At 60.8% G+C, this 19,793-nt stretch carries 15 protein-coding genes; 7 read left to right on the forward strand and 8 right to left on the reverse strand.

The annotated features are described in order from the left end of the window. Positions 1-44 precede the first annotated feature (44 nt). The 4 genes from B9A97_RS05530 to dnaG form a co-directional block, all read right to left on the reverse strand. Positions 45-2,081 carry a toll/interleukin-1 receptor domain-containing protein gene (locus tag B9A97_RS05530; RefSeq protein ID WP_084364023.1) on the reverse strand — a complete coding sequence of 679 codons (2,037 nt, stop codon included), beginning with the start codon at positions 2,079-2,081 and terminating at the stop codon, positions 45-47. A gap of 569 nt (positions 2,082-2,650) precedes the next feature. Further along, on the reverse strand, positions 2,651-4,705 hold the full coding sequence (gene rpoD / locus B9A97_RS05540) for an RNA polymerase sigma factor RpoD (protein WP_084364024.1): 2,055 nt from the start codon (positions 4,703-4,705) through the stop codon (positions 2,651-2,653). 404 nt (positions 4,706-5,109) lie between these two features. Further along, the gene (locus B9A97_RS05545) at positions 5,110-6,393 is read right to left on the reverse strand and encodes an adenylate/guanylate cyclase domain-containing protein (RefSeq protein ID WP_084364025.1); all 1,284 of its coding nucleotides are present in this window, start codon (positions 6,391-6,393) and stop codon (positions 5,110-5,112) included. 79 nt (positions 6,394-6,472) lie between these two features. Continuing rightward, positions 6,473-8,455, reverse strand: coding sequence for a DNA primase (gene dnaG, locus B9A97_RS05550; RefSeq protein ID WP_084364026.1), 1,983 nt, complete (start codon positions 8,453-8,455; stop codon positions 6,473-6,475). Between the two features lie 253 nt (positions 8,456-8,708). On the opposite strand from dnaG, the gene B9A97_RS05555 reads away from it, so the two are divergent. After that, positions 8,709-9,242 (forward strand): hypothetical protein, encoded by a 534-nt coding sequence (locus B9A97_RS05555; protein WP_143530337.1) that lies wholly within the window; start codon positions 8,709-8,711, stop codon positions 9,240-9,242. Between the two features lie 70 nt (positions 9,243-9,312). On the opposite strand, the gene B9A97_RS05560 is transcribed toward B9A97_RS05555, so the two are convergent. Further along, positions 9,313-9,762, reverse strand: a complete 450-nt coding sequence (locus B9A97_RS05560) for a GatB/YqeY domain-containing protein (protein WP_179145235.1) — start codon at positions 9,760-9,762, stop codon at positions 9,313-9,315. Positions 9,763-10,088: 326 nt separating this feature from the next. Between B9A97_RS05560 and carA the strand changes: the two genes are divergently transcribed. Further along, positions 10,089-11,294, forward strand: coding sequence for a glutamine-hydrolyzing carbamoyl-phosphate synthase small subunit (gene carA / locus B9A97_RS05565; RefSeq protein WP_084364029.1), 1,206 nt, complete (start codon positions 10,089-10,091; stop codon positions 11,292-11,294). 36 nt (positions 11,295-11,330) lie between these two features. Here carA and B9A97_RS05570 read toward each other — a convergent pair whose 3' ends face one another. Continuing rightward, entirely contained in the window at positions 11,331-12,731 is a 1,401-nt protein-coding gene (locus B9A97_RS05570) for an MATE family efflux transporter (protein ID WP_084364165.1), read from the reverse strand. 244 nt (positions 12,732-12,975) lie between these two features. On the opposite strand from B9A97_RS05570, the gene B9A97_RS05575 reads away from it, so the two are divergent. Next, on the forward strand, positions 12,976-13,455 hold the full coding sequence (locus tag B9A97_RS05575) for a DUF2938 domain-containing protein (protein WP_084364030.1): 480 nt from the start codon (positions 12,976-12,978) through the stop codon (positions 13,453-13,455). Between the two features lie 43 nt (positions 13,456-13,498). Here B9A97_RS05575 and B9A97_RS05580 read toward each other — a convergent pair whose 3' ends face one another. Together B9A97_RS05580 and B9A97_RS05585 are read right to left on the reverse strand one after the other, a co-directional pair. Further along, positions 13,499-14,410 carry a KPN_02809 family neutral zinc metallopeptidase gene (locus B9A97_RS05580; protein WP_084364031.1) on the reverse strand — a complete coding sequence of 304 codons (912 nt, stop codon included), beginning with the start codon at positions 14,408-14,410 and terminating at the stop codon, positions 13,499-13,501. 96 nt (positions 14,411-14,506) lie between these two features. Then, positions 14,507-15,193 carry a glutathione S-transferase family protein gene (locus B9A97_RS05585; protein WP_084364032.1) on the reverse strand — a complete coding sequence of 229 codons (687 nt, stop codon included), beginning with the start codon at positions 15,191-15,193 and terminating at the stop codon, positions 14,507-14,509. Positions 15,194-15,333: 140 nt separating this feature from the next. Here B9A97_RS05585 and B9A97_RS05590 point away from each other — a divergent pair, with 140 nt between their 5' ends. The 4 genes from B9A97_RS05590 to B9A97_RS05605 all read left to right on the forward strand — a co-directional run bounded on the left by B9A97_RS05590 (position 15,334) and on the right by B9A97_RS05605 (position 19,761). Continuing rightward, positions 15,334-15,534 carry a hypothetical protein gene (locus tag B9A97_RS05590; RefSeq protein WP_084364033.1) on the forward strand — a complete coding sequence of 67 codons (201 nt, stop codon included), beginning with the start codon at positions 15,334-15,336 and terminating at the stop codon, positions 15,532-15,534. Between the two features lie 277 nt (positions 15,535-15,811). Continuing rightward, positions 15,812-19,306 (forward strand): carbamoyl-phosphate synthase large subunit, encoded by a 3,495-nt coding sequence (carB, locus tag B9A97_RS05595; protein ID WP_084364034.1) that lies wholly within the window; start codon positions 15,812-15,814, stop codon positions 19,304-19,306. 6 nt (positions 19,307-19,312) lie between these two features. Next, a complete protein-coding gene (locus B9A97_RS05600) occupies positions 19,313-19,567 on the forward strand; it encodes a DUF4258 domain-containing protein (protein WP_084364035.1) in 255 nt (84 codons plus the stop codon). Beyond that, positions 19,564-19,761, forward strand: coding sequence for a DUF2283 domain-containing protein (locus B9A97_RS05605; RefSeq protein ID WP_084364036.1), 198 nt, complete (start codon positions 19,564-19,566; stop codon positions 19,759-19,761). The genes B9A97_RS05600 and B9A97_RS05605 overlap by 4 nt, the downstream gene beginning before the upstream one ends. The last annotated feature ends 32 nt before the right edge of the window (positions 19,762-19,793 follow it).

Genomic DNA, 19,793 nt, shown 5'->3' on the forward strand with positions numbered 1-19,793 from the left:
TCAGCGGAAATGTTGAGGCAAACCCTTTTGCCGGCACTCGTCTTTCAAAGGGATTTGGAAAGCCAATCAAGAACAGGATCGATCCATTTGGCATAACTGGAAACCGCTTTGTCGACGCGTTCAGCTACCTTGCCGCCCTCCTCGGCACGTCGCAAGGCTCCCCATATCCGATTTTGCATGCTCATTTCGGCATGTTGAGCAGCACGGACGGGATCGACACCCGCAATCGGATCAGGCGGCAATGTGGTCGGGGCAGAAGACGAGGCACCGCCGTCAGACGAGGCTTCCTGCTTTTCCGTCGCTGGACGAGCCACATCAACAGCATGTTCAAATGCCGCATCGACCGAGGGTTCGAACACATCTGGCGTGTTGTCTGTAACCACCTGCCGCAACTTGGCGAGCGCCTCCAGCGGTGGAGGCTCAGCCTGACGCGCCTGTTTGACGTCATCATAGAAGTTGAGCAGTTCAGGAAAATAGACTCTCAGCCCATAGTGAGCCTCAATCAACCGCTGAAGCCGTGGGGCGAAACGATCACAGATGCCGTGGCGCATGTCGGTCTCAAGATCATCCCGCAGATTGCGGAGGGCGGCATCGGCTGAGTAGATGCTTTCTGTGGCATCCAGTGGCAGCCGGTCGCGGTAGTTTTCCAACTCCTTGATGTAGTGACGACCAACTTGGAAACGATTGTCCATCAATCCGGCAATCAGATCATTCGCAAGTTGCTTTGCCGCCTCCAACCGCTTTCGTGCGTCGCCAGGATCGCGGCTGGGCAGAACACTCATGGTGTTCATGGCCCCGGCCACAGCCGTGATCGTCTGGTTGGGCGTCAGCTCAAACTCGTAAGGGGACCGAACTCCAGACACCTCAGGCCGCCGCAGTTTGCCGATGGCCTCAAGCACTGCACTACGCCGGGCATCGCCAGTAAGGCCGACGAGAGACTTATAAACGATCTGTTTCGCCAAAGGCGGCAACTCAGTTTTCTCGATCAGGAGCGGGACCAGATATCGCTGCTCACCGGAGGGATCACGGTTGTAGGCAGCATTCCATTCAGCCTGACACTGCATCGATGCAACATATGCCGGCGACAAAACGGCTATCATCCGTTCCGCTTGCAGGCCCTTCTGCATCTCCGTAACAAAGTTCGAACCGATACCGAAATCTTTAAACTGAACAATGGTGGAGTAGCCGGCATCCTCAAAGTAACCGTTGATTTCCCGCGCTTCCGCTTCGTTTCTGGTGGAATAGCTGATGAATAAATCCACCTTTTCGGATGGCGCGTTTAAAGCCGCTTCCGGTTCTTGGCTCGTCTCCCCTCCCCCCAGCCGCTCCGCCAGATCGCGCGTAACTGCATCGGGATCACGTTCCCAGAATGCCTCGTCCTCATCGGCCAGCGCCAGCGTAACGGAGCCGAGCTTGTCCCCGAGATTGGCAAAGAGCGGACGACCATCCCGCAGGGCCTCGTAAAACTCACGAACCACGCGCCAGTCAGAACCGAATGCCTGCAGCTCCGCAGCGAAAGCCTTATCCCAGTCGAAAAACTGTCGTGGCTGAAGTCCCTCCAACCAGAGTGGCGCGGCAAGACAGACAACGACAGACGTCTCTTCCATCCATCTCAGGTCAGCACGAACAACCGCCCACGCAACGTCGGCGTCGGCGGCGGCGGCGGCGGCGTAGGCGGCGGCGGCGGCGTCGGCGGCGGCGGCGGCGTAGGCGGCGTAGGCGGCGGCGTCGGCGGCGGCGGCGGCGTAGGCGGCGGCGGCGTCGGCGTCGGCGGCGGCGGCGGCGTCGTCGTCGGCGGCGGCGGCGTAGGCGGCGGCGGCGGCGTAGGCGGGGCGTAGCTTCTTCTCATGGGCTGGAAAATTGCGCTCAGCCCATGAGAAGAACAGACAGCGAAAAACCAGCAACGTCAATTGCGGTTTTTTACCAGTCTTCAGATTGGATTGCAGCAACAAAAGCGGCATGACCCGAGCGGCAGATCGCAACGCAAGCACTCGCGCCTCGTCAATGGGGCGGCTGCGCAGATAAGCCTCCAGCGTCTCCCGATCTTTGATCACAGCAATGTCAGGCACCGCGTCAACCATCCATCCCCCAAAAGCCCTGTCCCGACACGCTGCAGGCGAAGCACCGCCACCGCGGCTGCATTGCTCCAGACTGCACAACCGCGCGGCGGCAGGCAAGCGGCAACCCTTCTCACCAAGCGAATTTTCCCGCCGTCAGATCGGTGTGGCCCCAGGGAGAGCCTGTCCGGGGAAGCTGAATTGCACAATAGGCGACAGTGCGGATGTCGCCCCCTCTGCCCTGCCGGGCATCTCCCCCACAAGGAGGGAGATCGGTCAGGCGACATCGCCCGCTCCCCTCGAAACAAACTGTGCGCCGATAGGTCTTGGCGAGGCGTGGGCAGCGAGTCGATCTCCCTCCTTGTGGGGGAGATGGTCGGCAGACCAGAGGGGGGTATCACTGCAATCGGCTGGCTTTCACGCACCGCACACGGATTCTTGGACCCCTGCCACTCCCGCATCTGCGCGATGTCCCGGGCCACAAGCCGGTACCGCCTGCGGGAGACAGCCGGTACCGGCAAACATGCCCCCCAACAAAAAACCCGGCGGAACTGCTCCCGCCGGGTTCTGTAATTCTCAAAACATCTGCTGCCTCAGCTATCCAGGAAGCTCCGCAGCTTGCGGCTGCGGCTCGGGTGCTTCAGCTTCCGGAGCGCCTTGGCCTCGATCTGGCGGATACGTTCGCGGGTGACCGAGAACTGCTGGCCGACTTCTTCCAGTGTGTGGTCGGTGTTCATGCCGATGCCGAAGCGCATGCGCAGCACGCGTTCCTCACGCGGGGTGAGCGAGGCGAGAACGCGCGTGGTCGTTTCGCGCAGGTTCGCCTGGATCGCCGCGTCGATCGGCAGCAGCGCGTTCTTGTCCTCGATGAAATCGCCGAGGTGGCTGTCCTCTTCGTCGCCCACCGGGGTTTCGAGCGAGATTGGCTCCTTGGCGATCTTCAGCACCTTGCGCACTTTTTCGAGCGGCATGGCGAGCTTTTCGGCCAGTTCTTCCGGGGTCGGCTCGCGGCCGATCTCGTGCAGCATCTGGCGCGAGGTGCGCACGATCTTGTTGATCGTCTCAATCATGTGCACCGGAATACGGATCGTGCGGGCCTGGTCGGCGATCGAACGGGTGATCGCCTGCCGGATCCACCAGGTGGCATAGGTCGAGAACTTGTAGCCGCGGCGATACTCGAACTTGTCGACCGCCTTCATCAGGCCGATATTGCCTTCCTGGATCAGGTCGAGGAACTGCAGGCCGCGGTTCGTGTATTTCTTGGCGATGGAGATGACGAGACGCAGGTTGGCCTCGACCATTTCCTTCTTGGCGATGCGCGCCTCGCGCTCGCCCTTCTGCACCATGGAAACGATACGGCGGAATTCGGTGATCGAAATCCCGGTTTCAGTCGCGAGATTCTGGATCTCGCCACGGATATCGCGGATCGTCTGGTTTTCCTCGCGGGCAAATTCCTTCCACCCGCGGGCGGAGAGATTGCCGATCGACTTCATCCAGTTCGGGTCGAGCTCGGCGCCCTGATACTGCTCCAGGAACGAATCGCGCTTCACGCCATAGCTCTCGGCCAGGCGCAGCAGGCGGCCTTCGTTCTGCATCAGGCGCTTGGAGATGTCATAGAGCTGCTCGACGAGCGAATCGACGCGGTTCTGGTTGAGCGACAGCGACTTCACCGCCGTGATCAGCTGGTCCTTCAGCTCCTTGTAGCGACGCTCCTGGCCGGAAGACAACGTGCCCGTACAGGCCAGACGCGCCTCGACCTGCTGGTCCTGCAGCTTGCGCAGCTTCTTGTAGGTATCGGCGATGAGGTCGAGGGTTTCCATGACCTGCGGACGCAGTTCGGCTTCCATCGCCGCCAGCGACAGGTTGCTTTCGTCCTCGTCTTCTTCCTCTTCCTCCGGCGGCAAGCCTTCGCCGCCGACATTGGTGATGTCGTCCTCACCTGACGGCGCGCGGCTGCGACGGGTCTTTTCCTTCTCTTCAGCGGCCTTGCGGTCAGCCTCGATCTTTTCCGGGCTCTGGAACTGCGGCGCAGCCTTGGCCTCAGGCCCCGAATAGGTGGTTTCGAGATCGATGATCTCGCGCAGGAGCGTCGTGCCTTCGTTCAACTCGTCGCGCCAGATGATCAGCGCCTGGAAGGTCAGCGGGCTCTCGCAGAGACCCGAGATCATGGTCTCGCGGCCGGCCTCGATGCGCTTGGCGATGGCGATTTCGCCTTCGCGCGACAACAGCTCCACCGACCCCATTTCGCGCAGATACATGCGCACGGGGTCGTCGGTGCGGTCGGTCGGCTCCTTCTTCTTGGCGGTCGCAAGCGCGGTGCCGGTCGAAGCCGTCAGTTCGCCGCCTTCGCTTTCGCCCTCATCGGCTTCGCCATCATCCTCTGGCTGGGCCACCTCTTCGGCGTCCTCATCCTCGATGACATTGATGCCCATGTCGGAAAGCATGGCCATGGTGTCCTCGATCTGCTCGGAGGTCACCTCCTCCGAGGGCAGCACCGAGTTCAACTCGTCCATGGTCACATAGCCGCGCTTCTTGGCGGCCTTGATCATCTTCTTGACCGCGTCATCGGAAAGATCGAGAAGCGGACCGTCAGAAGCGCCATCGCGTTCGTTCTCGGCTTCTTCGTTTTCTTTGACTTTGGTTGCCATTTATCTCGTCGCTTTCCCTGACGCGTACTGCTGACGCTTCCCATGCCATCGTAAGACGCGACCTCGGCTCCATCGCTGGAACTCGTCATCGCCTCGAATCAATGTCAATGACGTAACGGAATGATGTTTAATTCCCGATTAACCACACTGGTACCACCAGCCCGCGGTAGCTTGCGCATAAATGTGACCGGCCATGATATCATCGGTTTGCCTGACCCAATCCATCTTCGCCGCCTCGAATGGTGATTCCCACAATTTTTTCCGGCGTCAAGCTTTTCTCTTGGGTAAAGCGACGAAAATGTGGAAAACACGGACTATGCGGCCCACGGGCGGGTCATCTGCGTTATACCGCCTAGATAGTGACGACTGCTCCTAAGACAAGAGTGCGACTCGATATTGAGTGGCTATGTCCGCTTTCCCGTCAAAAACCACAGTTGCATGATGCCTTTGCCCTTGACGGCGATATCTCCGCGACGTTCGAAGGTGAACCGGTCTTCCAGTGCCTCCTTCAGGCAGTTCGGAACCTGGATATGGCCGCCGACACCGTGGGATTCCATACGGGCCGCCGTGTTCACAGTATCGCCCCAGACATCATAGAGCAACTTGCTGGTGCCGATCACTCCGGCCACGACGGGCCCGGCATCAAGCCCGATCCGAACCGTCACCTCCTGCCCCGTCTCCCGCGAAATCTCCCGGCAAAGATCAAGAATACCGAGCGCCATCTCTGCCACGACAACCCTATGGTCTGGCCGCGGCTCCGGCAATCCGCCCGCCGCCATATAGGCATCGCCGATCGTCTTGATCTTCTCCAACCCGAGACGCGCGGCCAGCTCGTCAAAGCGACCGAAAACGTGACTGAGAAAACTCACCACCTCCTGCGGCTGCCACCCGGCGGAGCGCGGAGTGAAATTGACGATATCGGCAAACAGGATAGTCGCGTCATCGATATGATCGGCGATGATGGCAGCATTGCCCTGCTTCAGGCGCCTCGCCACCGCCTGCGGCAGGATGTTTTCCAGGAGCCGCTCGGAATAGCGATACTCCTCCTCCAGGGCCATTTCCGCCTGCGCCGCCTCCTTGAAGGCGAAGAACACCGTCGTGAAGATCAGCAGGAAGGCGAAGGGTACGGTCAGGTAAAACAGGATTTCGAGAAAGAACTGGTCGACATGGATGAACGGCGCGGGGTGAACGAACACCACTTCCGTTGTCAGGAAGCCGCAAAGGGCGAGGAAGGTAACGAAACCGGACAACAGCAGCCGCTCCGATCCGAAGATCAGCATCGAGGCCGCGGCACCCGGCAGGAAGTAGAAATGCAGCCCCGATTCCCGGCCGAAGAACAGGCAATAGCCGATTCCGAAGACCAACCAGACCATGCAGAGATAGACCGCCCCGACCATCGATCCGAAGCGGTGGAAATAGGGGGTGATGGCAAACAGGATGATCTGCGGGGAAAAAACCAGGACCGCGATCTTCAGCGCCTGCAAATCATAAACGGCGTAAAGCAGGATATAGGGCACGGTCATCAGGCTGACCATGGACGAGATGACATTGGTGACGGCAAGACGGCGCCGGATGCGCGGCGGATAGCCCGCCGTGCCAATCCGTGCGATCAGCCACAGAAAGTTCGGCAGGCGCCAGCGGCTGCGAGCCGGGCGGCCATGGGCCGCCAGAAGTTCCAGTTCTCGCATAGTTGAGCCTTGCCCCCAGGTTTTTCTGGTTGCATGACCTATTCGGCCAGTTCCGGCAACCGGCAAATGGCCCAGCTGGTTACGTCGTGTGACCTATTGCCGGGCCTTTGACACGCCCGGACATCACCCCGAAGCCCTCAATGATCGCTTCCTGGTTTTCCAGCCGGGCGATCTCCTGCTGCACCTGCTGCAGCGCGCTTAAGAACATCGTCATGCGCTCATCATCCTCGGCCTCGGTCGCTTCCGCAATATCGCGCTCCAACTCCTGCCGCTGGCGCAGCAGCGCGCGCCCGCGTTTATGCAATGACAGGGATTGCTGGAACGCCTCGCGTGCATCTTCCGCCGCCGCCGTCGCGGTTGCCGTCCAGAGCCTGGTATTCCTGACCTGCTGGTCGAGCGCCTTCAGGAAGGCCCCAAAACCCTGGTCCTCGAGCCGGGCGATCAGCCCGTCGCGCTCCAACCGCGCCCCGGCGGCCGCAGCGGCCGTCAGCAGCGCCGACCAGAGCCGTTGCAGTTCGCGATTGTCGAAATCGATGGCGGCGACCTCGTCATACTCCTCCTGCAGCAATTGCGGATGGTTGACGATGGTCAGTGCCAGAACGCTCTCGCGCAGACCCGGCTGGTCGCGATGACCCTTGACCAGTCCCGACCGGGCGAGGCGATCGGAGATGCCGCCGATGCGACCGGCACCGGCTTGAGCCCCCTGCCCATTGGCAAAACGTCCGTTGCGGGGGCCAGCGCCGCCCTCCCCGCGCCGCCAGGGTGTCTCGTTCTGCACCGGCTGGAAAAACCGGTAGAGACGGTCGCGCACGTCCTGCAGGTAGTGCCGCCGCACGCTTTCATCTGCGATCACGGAGACCACCTGCTTGAGCTTCGCCTCAAGCGCCGCGCGCTTTTCCGGCGTGTCGAACTGGCCCTGTGCAATCTCGCGACACCAGACCATCTCGGCAAGCGGCATGGCATCCGCCAATACCTTGTCAAACGGTGCGCGGCCCTCGTGGCGCACCAGATCGTCGGGATCCTTTCCGTCAGGCAGCAGGGCGAAAGACAGGGATCGCCCGGGCTTCAGATGCGGCAGGCCGAGATCGACAGCCCGATGTGCTGCCCGCACGCCAGCGCCGTCGCCGTCGAAGCACAGCACCGGCTGCGGCGTCAGCTTCCACAGGAGGTCCAGCTGGTTCTCGGTCAGCGCCGTGCCGAGCGGCGCCACGGCGTTCTCCACGCCGGCCTGATGCAGGGCGATGACATCCATATAGCCCTCAACGGCGATCAAGGTTCCCGCGCTGGCCAAAGCACGACGGGCACGGGCAAAATTGTAAAGCACGCTGCCCTTGTGGAAGAGTTCCGTCTCCGGCGAGTTCATGTATTTGGCCATGGCATCCGCGGCCATGGCTCGCCCGCCGAACGCAATCACCCGCTCGCGTGAGGAGAGGATCGGAAACATGATCCGATCGCGGAAATAGTCATAGGAGACCGGGATATCGTCGCCGTGACGTACCAGGCCGCAAGCCTCGATCTGGTCCTTCGGCACGCCCTTGGAGGCCAGATGCTCCTTCAGGGCATTGCGGCTTTCGGGCGCATACCCCAACCGGAAGGTTTCGATCGTGCGGCCGGTGAGCCCGCGCTCGCGCAGATAGGCCCGTGCCTTGGCACCACCGGCTGCCTGCAGCTGATCCTGGAAAAACAGAGTCGCCAGTTCCATCACGTCGAGAAGGGAGGTGCGCTCCTTCTCCCGCTGCGCCGCTTGCGCATCGGGCTTGGGCATGGCGATGCCGGCCATGTCGGCGACCCGCTCCACCGCTTCGGGGAAGTTCAGGCCCTCGAGATCGGTGAGAAAGCGGAAATGATCACCCGACACACCGCAGCCGAAGCAGTGATAGCGCCCCTTGCGATCCTCACAGTGGAAGCTCGGGCTCTTCTCGCCATGGAATGGGCAGCAGGCCCAGAAGTCCCCGCGCGACACATTGGTCTTGCGCTTGTCCCAGGACACGCGACTGCCGATCACGGCCGAAATCGGCACGCGGTCGCGTATCTCGTCAAGGAAGTCGTTGGAAAAGCGCATCACATTATCCGGTTGAGCATTTCCATATAGGGTCGAGCGAAATTGAAAGCCAAGGCTTTGCTACATTCTGCCCGCTATTCACAGCTTCGGTCATACTTGCCACACCGCAATGACTCCGGCCAGGCGATCCGAAGCAGTCCTTGTCTGCTTCACCGCTCAGAAAATACAGATGCACCAAATTTGCTCTATCCACTTCAATTGAATATTCAAAGTTGCCGACATAGTCTCGACCATCATCGAAGGGAGGCTTTTCGTGATAATTCAAATGATTAGATTTTCTGTTTTCGTATTGGCCGGGACGTTGCTGACAGCGTGCCAAACAGGTGGATTGAAGCCCGGAAGCATCAAGTCAAACTATTCTCCGGCAGGATGGGTGGAAATTTCAAGAGGCGGCAACACGCTTCATGCCTGCCCTATCGAAAAATGCAAAACGCCCCAGGCCGTACTTGTCGGCCCAATTGCTGTTGGCGGCGACGTTGAAACTGCAATCCGCAAGGACATCCTGAGCACAGGCCTGCTTAGGGAGGTGGATAGATCCATCTCACGTGCAACCGATGGACAGCTCGTCGTAACGTCACGGCGCAAGGTGGTCACGAAAACATATTCCGGCTTCGAAGCGACTCTCAAGATAACAGCCGATAACGGCAAGGCGATCTATGTTGCGACCCGTTCGATCGTGCAGAACGACCGCGGCATGCAGATCTCATCGATAGCGACATCGGAAGCCACCGCGCGGGCGAACCTGAATTCGTATCTGGCACGAACGACCATCACGCGTGTTCAGTAAACACTGATTGGCCAAAAAATCAGGGGAGCCCCGCATCGGCGGAACTCCCCTTTTCTGTCTTGAATCAAGATTACTTCAGCAGTTCCTTCACCACGCCGGAGGCCTTGGCGAAATCCATCTTGCCCGTATATTTTTCCTTCAGGGCGTTCATGCACTTGCCCATGTCGCGCAGGCCTTGGGCACCGGTCTCCGAGATGATGCTGGCGCAGAGTTCGCGCACCTTCTCTTCGGAAATCTGCTCGGGCATGAAGCTGCGGATGACGAGGATTTCCTGCCGTTCCTGGGCTGCCAGTTCCGGACGGGCATTGTCCTCATAGATCTTGGCGGATTCTTCCCGCTGCTTGATCATCTTCACGAAGATCTGCATGATGTCGTCGTCGCTGACGGGGTCCTTGCCCAGGCCACGGTTGGCGATGTCGCGATCCTTGATCGCGGTCTGGATCAGCCGCACGGTGGAGGTCCGGACCGTGTCCTTAGCCTTCAGCGCATCTTTTAGTTCGTTGGCGAGCCTGTCGCGCATCATCTCTTTTTCTCCCGGAAAGCAGACCGCAAACCGTTAAGGATTGTGGCTTTTCCTTGTCATTTGTCACGGTGTCATAGCCATGGTCGCACAGACAATCAAATCAATTAGACAAGCTGTTGAAATGGTTTGGTAATAAAACCAAGCTTTCCACAGTGTCCGATTGACCCGCCGGAACGTTTTGGCTATTTTCCGGCACCTGCACGACATTTGGCATCAGGGTTTCAAACGCGAAGGTTAACTCGCGGGCCCTGGCTTGCGATATAGATGGCCCCTAGCCACCTGCCCTTCAAGGTCGGTGCTTCAAGGGCGGAAACGGATAAAAGATGACCTCGACAGCCCCTTGGACCACCCAGAAGCCTACCGCCATGCTCGTTCTTGCCGACGGCACTGTCATCGAGGGTCGCGGTATTGGCGCGACCGGAAAGGTGCAGGCGGAAGTGGTCTTCAACACCGCGCTGACCGGCTACCAGGAAATCCTGACCGACCCCTCCTATCTCGGCCAGATCGTCACCTTCACCTTCCCGCATATCGGCAATGTCGGCGCCAATGACGAGGATATCGAGGACCTGACGCCCGCCGCCCGGCACGGTGCGGTCGGCGTTATCTTCAAGGCCGACATCACCGATCCCTCGAACTACCGCGCCGCCAAGCATCTTGACGTCTGGCTGAAGTCCCGCGGCATCATCGGCCTTGCCGGCATAGACACCCGCGCCCTGACGGCCTGGATCCGTGAGCATGGCGCACCGAACGCCGTGATCGCCCATGATCCGCAGGGTGTTTTCGACATCGAAGCCCTGAAGGCCGAGGCGCGCGCCTGGAGCGGGCTCGAAGGGCTCGACCTCGCCAAGGTTGCCACCTCTGGTCAGTCCTCCCAGTGGAACGAAAAGCCCTGGGTCTGGAACGAGGAATATGCCGCGCTCAATGCCGCCGACGCGCGCTATCACGTGGTTTGCATCGACTACGGCGTGAAGCGCAACATTCTGCGCCTGTTTGCCGGGCTGGACTGCCGCGTCACCATCGTGCCCGCCACCACGAGCGCTGAGGACATCCTGGCGCTGAAGCCAGACGGCATCTTCCTGTCGAATGGCCCTGGAGACCCGGCAGCAACGGGCGAATATGCCGTGCCGGTGATTCAGTCGCTGATCAAGACGGATATCCCGACCTTCGGCATCTGCCTCGGTCACCAGATGCTGGCGCTTGCCGTCGGCGGCAAGACTGAAAAGATGCATCAGGGCCACCACGGCGCTAACCATCCCGTCAAGGATTTCACCACCGGCAAGGTCGAGATCGTCTCGATGAACCACGGTTTCGCGGTGGACTCCAAGTCCCTGCCCGAGGGCATCGAAGAGACCCATATATCGCTGTTCGACAACACCAATTGCGGCCTGCGCGTCACCGGCAAGCCGGTGTTTTCGGTGCAGCATCACCCGGAAGCATCGCCCGGCCCGCAGGACAGCCACTATCTGTTCCGCCGCTTCGTCAACATGCTGCGCGAGCGCAAGGGCGAACCGGCACTGGCCGAGCGCTGAGCCGAACGGCGATGATTGGATTTGGAATGGCCGGGGTTAAATCCCGGCCATTTTCATTTCATGACGCACCTTGGACAGGAACCGGAGGCTCAAAAGAACGGCCGCACTGCCAAGCCCCACAAGGAAGCCGAGCCAGATTCCGACGCTTCCCATGCCCGCGGGAAAGGCCAGGAGCCAGGCCAGGAAAAAGCCGATCGGCCAATAGGAAGCGAGCGCCAGCAACATCGGCACGCGCGCATCCTTCAATCCGCGTAGCAGCCCGCTGGCGATGGCCTGGAGACCGTCCACCAACTGGAATATGCCGGCAATCACCACCAACGGTCCCGCTACGGCAAGCACGGCAGCGGCTTCCGGCGTATTTTCATTAAGGAAAAAGCCGGCAAAAAACTGCGGCGCCACCGCAAACAGAATACCGCCCGTCAGCGAGAAGGCGGCGGCAATACCGAGAACCGCGATGGCCGCCCGCACCAGATCCCCATATTGTCCCCGTCCATGGGCCACGCCGATGCGCACGGTTGCCGCCTGCGACAAACCGAGCGGGATCATGAAGGCAATGGACGCGAGTTGCAGGGCAATACCGTGAGCGGCAAGCTCGATCGTGCCAATCCGTCCCATCAGCAGCGACGCCGCCGCAAACAGGCTGACTTCGGCAAGCACGGTAACGCTGATCGGCAGTCCCAGATGCACGACATCCCAAAGCGCCCGCCAGTCCGGCCGCCAGAAGCGCACGAACAACTCGTAGCGACGCGTCGACGGTTCCCACTGGATATAGGCGACCATCAGGAGAAAGCTCACCACATTGGCGACAACCGCCACGATGGCCGCCCCGCGCATGCCCAGTTCCGGCAGCCCGAGATGGCCGAGCACGAGGCCGTAGGCCAGTACGGCATTCAGCACCAGCGTCAACAGCGTGACCCAGAGAATGATACCGGCCTTGCCGGTGGCGCTGACGAGTGCGCGCAAGACTGCAAACAGCAGCGCGGGCAAGAGGCCGTATTGGCTGATGGCGAGATAATCCGCGGCAAGCTTTGCGACCTCGGGCTTCTGCCCCAAGGCCAGCAGGATCGTCTCCGCAAAGTAGAAAGCCGGAAGCGTGAGGATCGCATAGGCGATCGAGACCCACATGCCCATGCGCATCGAGCGACGGACCGAGATCGCGTCGCCCCGCCCGAAGGCCTGCGCCACCATCGGCACGACGGCGATCGAAAATCCCTGACCGAAGATGAAGATGGTGAAAAAGAACTGCCCAGCGAGCACCAACGCGGCCAAGGGCGCAGCGCCCAATTGCCCGACAATGATGACGTCCGTGGTGTGGATGCCGAGCTGCGCCAGTTGCGCGCCGATCAACGGAATCCCGAGCGACAGGGTCGCACGGATATGCGCCGCCCAGCTATCGACGGCTCCGCGATGCGGCTCTAGGGTCGCTTGCGCAAACATGATGATGCTCCAGACAGAAAAAGCCGCCTGCATTTTAGGCAAGCGGCGCTTTTTTCTGCATAGGAGAAAGCCGCTCGAGGGGCAATCCCAATTTCATAGCCAGTGATATTTGTGGCCGACACATCATCAGGACTGATGGGTTTTACGCTCGCATCGGCTCAATCGCGCGGGGATAACCGGCCAACCGGCCTTTCGCTCTGCCCGCCACCACGCTTAACTGCCCCTATTTTGGGGGATGATGCAAATGGTTGAACTACTCTGGCGCGGCGTGATCATCGGCATCGGTGCCACGATCCTCATGGATCTCTGGGCGATCGTGCTTAATCGCGTATTTGCGCAGCCGCGCGCCAATTGGGCGCCGGTGGGCCGCTGGTTTTATCACCTGAAAAGCGGCAGGATGTTTCACGACAGCATCGCGACATCAGACGCCTATGCCCATGAACTGGCGCTCGGCTGGGTCAGTCATTATGCCGTCGGCATTCTCTATGGCGTGCTGCTGGCGGTGTTCGTTGGGCCGACCTGGTTTGCCGAACCGACATTCCTGCCCGCATGGATCTGGGGCATCGTGACCGTCGGCGCCGGCTGGTTCCTTCTCCAGCCCGGTCTCGGGCTTGGCTGGGCGGCATCGAAAACGCCCAATCCAATGAAGGTCCGCGCCCTGAACCTGGTGGCCCACACCGTCTTTGCACTGGGCCTCTGGGGCACGGCGCTGCTGATCCGCTGAACGTCCGGAATGATTGCGGCCGGCAAACCGGCCGCAGCAAAGATCAGATATCGCCCGAGAACGTGTCGCAGGACTGGAAATTACCACTGTCAAAGCCGCGCTTGAACCACTCCATGCGCTGGGCCGAGGTGCCGTGGTTGAAGCTCTCCGGCACCACATAACCCTGGGAGCGCTTCTGCAGGGTGTCGTCGCCGATCTGCCGTGCGGCATTCAGCGCCTCCTCCAGATCACCGCGCTCCAGCAGCCCCTTTTGCTCGGTATATTTGCCCCAGATCCCGGCGAAGCAATCCGCCTGCAACTCGACGCGGACGGACATCTGGTTGGCTTCCACCTCCGACATGGTCTGCCGCATCTGGTTGAACTTCGGCAGGATGCCGGTGAGGTTCTGGACGTGATGGCCGACCTCGTGGGCGATCACATAGGCCTCGGCAAAGTCGCCCGAGGCGCCGAACTTGTCCTTGAGTTCACGGAAGAACGCGGTGTCCAGATAGACCTTGCGGTCTCCCGGGCAGTAGAAGGGACCTGTTGCGGAGGAGGCAAAGCCGCAAGCGGAGTTGGTGCTGCCGGAAAACAGCACGAGCGTCGGCTCCTCATAGGTCGCCCCCTCGGCCTGGAAGATGCCGTGCCAGGTGTCTTCGGTTTCGGCCAGAACAGTGCGCACGAAAGCCGTCATTTCGTCATTCTGCGGCGTCGACCGCTGCTGCTCGCTCGTCTGCGTCTGCACGCCCGAGCCACTGCCGTCATCCAGCAGCGTCAGCGGATTGATGCCCAGGAACCAACAGACGATCAGGATCAGGACGATCGAGCCGATGCTCAATCCGCCGCCCCGACGGCCACCAGTCGGAATGCGGAAACCGCCACCGCCAAACTGGCCAGTGCCCCTGCCACCGCGTCCGAACGACGTGCCACGACGGTCTTCAACATTGTCCGATTGACGTCGGCCCTTCCATTCCATGTCTTAGTCCTTTCAAGCCGACAGCTAACTTACGCGCGGAAACGCTCTATAGCCAATTGCGTTCCCGACCAACACCGGAATTGCCTTGGGTGCAGATCACGCGGATCGTGCACTGCTGGTCGCATAAGCATAGGCGCCGCCGCGCTCCAGCGCCTTTTTATAGGCAGGACGGGCGCGGATGCGGTCGAGATAGTCCTGGATCGCACCCGTCTCACCCATGTTGCCGATGCGCGTCATGCCCGCCTCGACCGGAAAGCTCATGGCAATATCGGCGGCGGAAAACTCTGGCCCTGCAAACCATCCGTCGCGGGCCAGTTCCGAATTCCAGAAGGCGACGTTATCAGCGAGCTGCGGATCGGTCAGCTTGTTCTGCACGCCCTTGGCGATCATGGCGGCGATCGGTCGGATGAAGAACGGCACCTGGGTGGGGATCTTGAGGAAGACCAGCTTCATCAGCAGAAGCGGCATGGCAGATCCCTCGGCGAAATGCAGCCAATAGGTATAGCGCAGCCGCTCATCCGTGCCCTGGGCCGGGCGCAGGCGAGAAGATTCGCCATAGCTATCGATGAGATATTCGATGATGGCACCGCTTTCGGCGATGATCCGTCCCTTGTCCTCAATAACGGGGGACTTGCCGAGCGGGTGAACCTTCTTCAGGCTCTCCGGCGCCCGCATATCGGGTCCACGCTTGTAATGCTTGATCTCGTAGTCGAGCCCGAGTTCTTCCAGCAGCCAGAGAATGCGATGTGCACGAGAGTTGTCGAGATAATGGACGATGATCAAGGCGATACCTTTCCTGCTGCGCTGAGGCGGAATGCCATCATTTAGCGTGGTTCCGACAGAAGTCGATGCCACAACCCACCGGCAGGGAACAAGAGGTACCAATCAGGCTTTATCACTCATCCCAGATGGAGGAGGAAACCATGGGTATCGAGCAAGCACCAACGGAAAAAGGCAAGGAAGCCGCACGCGGATTGCGCAAGAGCGCTGCACGCGACGAGAAGAAGGTGGAAGCCCGGAAGGGCTCAGACCTCGCGAAAGGTGCCGATCGCGTCGAAGAGCGGGCCAAGAGTTCCGACGGCAAGAGCGCTGGCGCCAAGCAGAAGCCACGCACGACAGGCTGACGACACTGCGCCCACACATTAAACCTTCGTGCACATAACCTGCATGAGGCTTCAGCGCCGCAAGAACGCCGCTGAAGCCTTTGTTTATGGCGATCCGATACACCTTTACGCCTTGTCAAACTTTTCCTGTCGATTCCGTCATCTCAGGGGTTCCGCTCTGCCACACATTTCCCTATAAGCCGCTTCTAGCCTGAAAAGACCCACGATCTGCGCCCGGCCGGTGATGCCTCTCACCGCAGCCGGTTTTTCGCGCAGCCTGAAAGCGGAATGACGAACCATGCCCAAGCGCCAAGATATCAAGTCCATCCTCATCATCGGCGCGGGGCCGATCGTCATCGGTCAGGCATGTGAGTTCGACTATTCCGGCACCCAGGCCTGCAAGGCGCTGAAGGAAGAAGGCTACCGGGTCATCCTGGTGAATTCCAACCCGGCCACCATCATGACAGATCCGGGTCTGGCAGACGCCACTTACGTCGAGCCGATCACGCCGGAAGTGGTCGCCAAGATCATCGCCAAGGAGCGCCCGGACGCGCTGCTGCCGACCATGGGCGGACAGACGGCGCTGAACACCGCGCTTTCCCTCAAGCGAATGGGCGTGCTGGACCGCTACAATGTCGAGATGATCGGCGCAAAGCCCGAAGCAATCGACAAGGCCGAGGACCGAGCGCTGTTCCGCGAGGCCATGGCCAAAATCGGGCTGGAAACGCCGCGCTCGATGCTGGCCAATGCCACCGACATCAAGGACGCCGACCGCAAGAAGCACGAAGCTGCCCGCGCGGAACTGCGGGCGAAGCTCTCGGGCGCGGACCTCGACAAGGCGCTCGACGAACTGGAAAACCAGTGGAACCTCGGCGAGACCGACCGCAAGCAGCGCTACATGAGCCATGCCATGGCGATTGCCGCCCAGGCACTCGACCATGTCGGCCTGCCCGCCATCATCCGCCCGTCGTTTACGCTCGGCGGCACAGGCGGCGGCATCGCCTATAACAGGTCGGAATTCTACGACATCGTCAATGGCGGCCTGGATGCCTCGCCGACCACGGAAGTCCTGATCGAGGAATCCGTCCTCGGCTGGAAGGAATATGAAATGGAAGTGGTCCGTGACAAGGCGGATAACTGCATCATCATCTGCTCCATCGAAAATATCGACCCGATGGGCGTGCATACCGGTGACTCGATCACCGTGGCGCCAGCGCTGACCTTGACCGACAAGGAATACCAGATCATGCGCAACGCCTCGATCGCGGTGCTGCGCGAGATCGGCGTCGAGACCGGCGGTTCGAACGTCCAGTTCGCCGTCAACCCGAAGGACGGCCGCCTGGTCGTCATCGAAATGAACCCGCGCGTCTCGCGTTCTTCGGCACTGGCGTCGAAGGCGACCGGCTTCCCGATCGCCAAGATCGCCGCCAAACTCGCCATCGGCTATACGCTGGACGAACTCGAAAACGACATCACCGGTGGCGCGACGCCCGCCTCGTTCGAACCCTCGATCGACTATGTCGTCACCAAGATCCCGCGCTTTGCCTTCGAGAAGTTCCCGGGCGCCTCGCCTGTCCTGACCACTGCCATGAAATCCGTCGGCGAAGTCATGGCGATCGGACGTACCTTTGCCGAATCCCTGCAGAAGGCCCTGCGCGGTCTTGAAACCGGCCTGACCGGCCTTGATGAGATCGAGATCCCGGGCCTTGGCGCCAATGGCGACACCGCCGACGACAAGAATGCCATCCGTGCGGCCATCGGCACCCCGACCCCGGACCGGTTGCGCATGGTGGCGCAGGCACTGCGCCTCGGCATGACCCAAGCCGAAGTGCATGAAGGCTGCAAGATCGACCCCTGGTTCATCGCCCAGCTCAAGGCGATCGTCGAAATGGAAGCCCGCATCCGCGAGCACGGCCTGCCGAAGGATGCGGAAAACCTGCGCATGCTGAAGGCCATGGGCTTCTCCGACGCCCGCCTCGCCAGCCTGACCTCAAAGCGCCCGAAGGAAGTCGCCGAACTGCGCAACAGCCTCGGCGTACGCCCCGTCTTTAAGCGCATCGACACCTGCGCCGCCGAATTCGCCTCGCCGACGGCCTATATGTACTCGACCTATGAGACGCCGTTCGCCGGCGCCACGCGCTCTGAAGCCCAGGTTTCCGACCGCAAGAAGGTGGTGATCCTCGGCGGCGGTCCGAACCGTATCGGCCAGGGCATCGAATTCGACTATTGCTGCTGCCACGCCGCCTTCGCCCTGAAGGATGCTGGCTTCGAAGCCATCATGATCAACTGCAACCCGGAAACCGTGTCCACCGACTACGACACCTCGGACCGGCTCTATTTCGAGCCGCTGACCGCCGAGGACGTGATCGAGATCATGCGCGCCGAGCAGGAAAAGGGCGAACTGGTCGGCGTCATCGTCCAGTTCGGCGGCCAGACCCCGCTGAAGCTCGCCGAAGCCTTGGAAAAGAACGGCATCCCGATCCTCGGCACCGCACCTGATGCGATCGACCTCGCCGAAGACCGCGACCGCTTCCAGAAGCTGTTGATGAAGCTGGACCTCGCCCAGCCGAACAACGGCATCGCCTATTCGGTCGAGCAGGCCCGCTTGGTTGCGTCTGAAATCGGCTTCCCGCTGGTCGTGCGCCCGTCCTACGTGCTCGGCGGTCGCGCCATGCAGATCATCCACAACGAGGGCATGCTGCAGACCTATCTGCTCGACACCGTGCCGGAACTCGTGCCTGAGGATATCAAGCAGCGCTATCCCAACGACAAGACCGGCCAGATCAACACGCTCCTGGGCAAAAACCCGCTGCTGTTCGACAGCTACCTCACCAATGCGGTCGAGGTGGACGTCGATGCGCTGTGCGACGGCGAAAACGTCTTCGTATCCGGCATCATGGAGCATATCGAAGAGGCCGGCATTCACTCCGGCGACTCGGCCTGCTCGCTGCCGTCGCGCTCCTTCAGCCCGGAACTGCTTGACGAGCTGGAGCGCCAGACGAAGGCCATGGCCAAGGCGCTCAAGGTCGGCGGCCTGATGAACGTGCAATACGCCATCAAGGACGGCACGATCTACGTGCTGGAAGTGAACCCGCGCGCCTCGCGCACGGTGCCCTTCGTCGCCAAGACCATCGGCGCCCCGATTGCCAAGATCGCCGCGCGCATCATGACCGGCGAAAAGCTGGATGACGCGATCGCCGTCTATGGCGCAAAGCCCGATCCGCGCAACCTGAAGCACATCGCCGTCAAGGAAGCCGTGTTCCCCTTCGCGCGCTTCCCAGGCGTCGATACGCTGCTCGGCCCGGAAATGCGCTCCACCGGCGAAGTCATCGGCCTCGACACCGATTTCGCGCTGGCCTTTGCCAAGAGCCAGCTCGGCGCCGGCGTCGAACTGCCGCGCGACGGGGCGGTCTTCGTATCGGTGCGCGATGACGACAAGGAACGCGTGCTGCCCGCCGTCAAGCTCTTGACCGAGATCGGCTTCAAGGTCATGGCAACCGGCGGCACCCAGCGTTTCCTCGCCGAAAACGGCATCGAGGCGATCAAGATCAACAAGGTTCTGGAAGGTCGTCCGCATATCGAGGACGCGATCCGCAACCGCCAGGTCCAGCTCGTCATCAACACGACGGACTCGAACAAGGCGATCTCGGATTCGAAATCGCTGCGCCGCGCCGCGCTGATGCAGAAGGTGCCCTACTATACCACCATGGCCGGCGCGCTGGCCGCCGCCGAGGCGATCCAGGCGCTCAAGAAAGGCCAACTCGAAGTCCGCCCGCTGCAGAGCTATTTCTGAGGCCTCATGAACAAGCCGCTCCGATTCACCGTCCATGCACAAACGGTTGTATCGGAGCGGGGGCTTGAAGTCGCTTGGATTGAAGACGCCGTTTTTAATCCAGACTGGACGGAAATCGATCCCTCGGGCCCGCCCTTGGAGCGACGCTATCGCCGCATTGAAGAACGCGACGGCAGAATACTGCGCGTAATCTGCTTGGAAGATGCCGATGAAATTCGTATTATTACGGCATTCCTCGACCGGAAGGCGCAGAAGCCGTGACGAAACCCAAGCTTGAATATGATCCAGCAGCAAACGCTGCCTATGTCAGGTTCTCCAGTGAACCTGTGCTCGAATCCGAGGAAGTTTCTCAAGGCATCGTCCTGGATTATGACCGCAATGGCCATATCGTCGGCATGGAAATCCTGAACGCACGGACAAATCTTCCGGCAGCGGTGCTTGACGCAGCAGCCTGAGCACTGAACTCACTTTTCCTATTTCAACAGCC

The organism is Rhizobium sp. RU36D (assembly GCF_900176345.1).
Taxonomy (GTDB): Bacteria; Pseudomonadota; Alphaproteobacteria; order Rhizobiales; family Rhizobiaceae; genus Allorhizobium.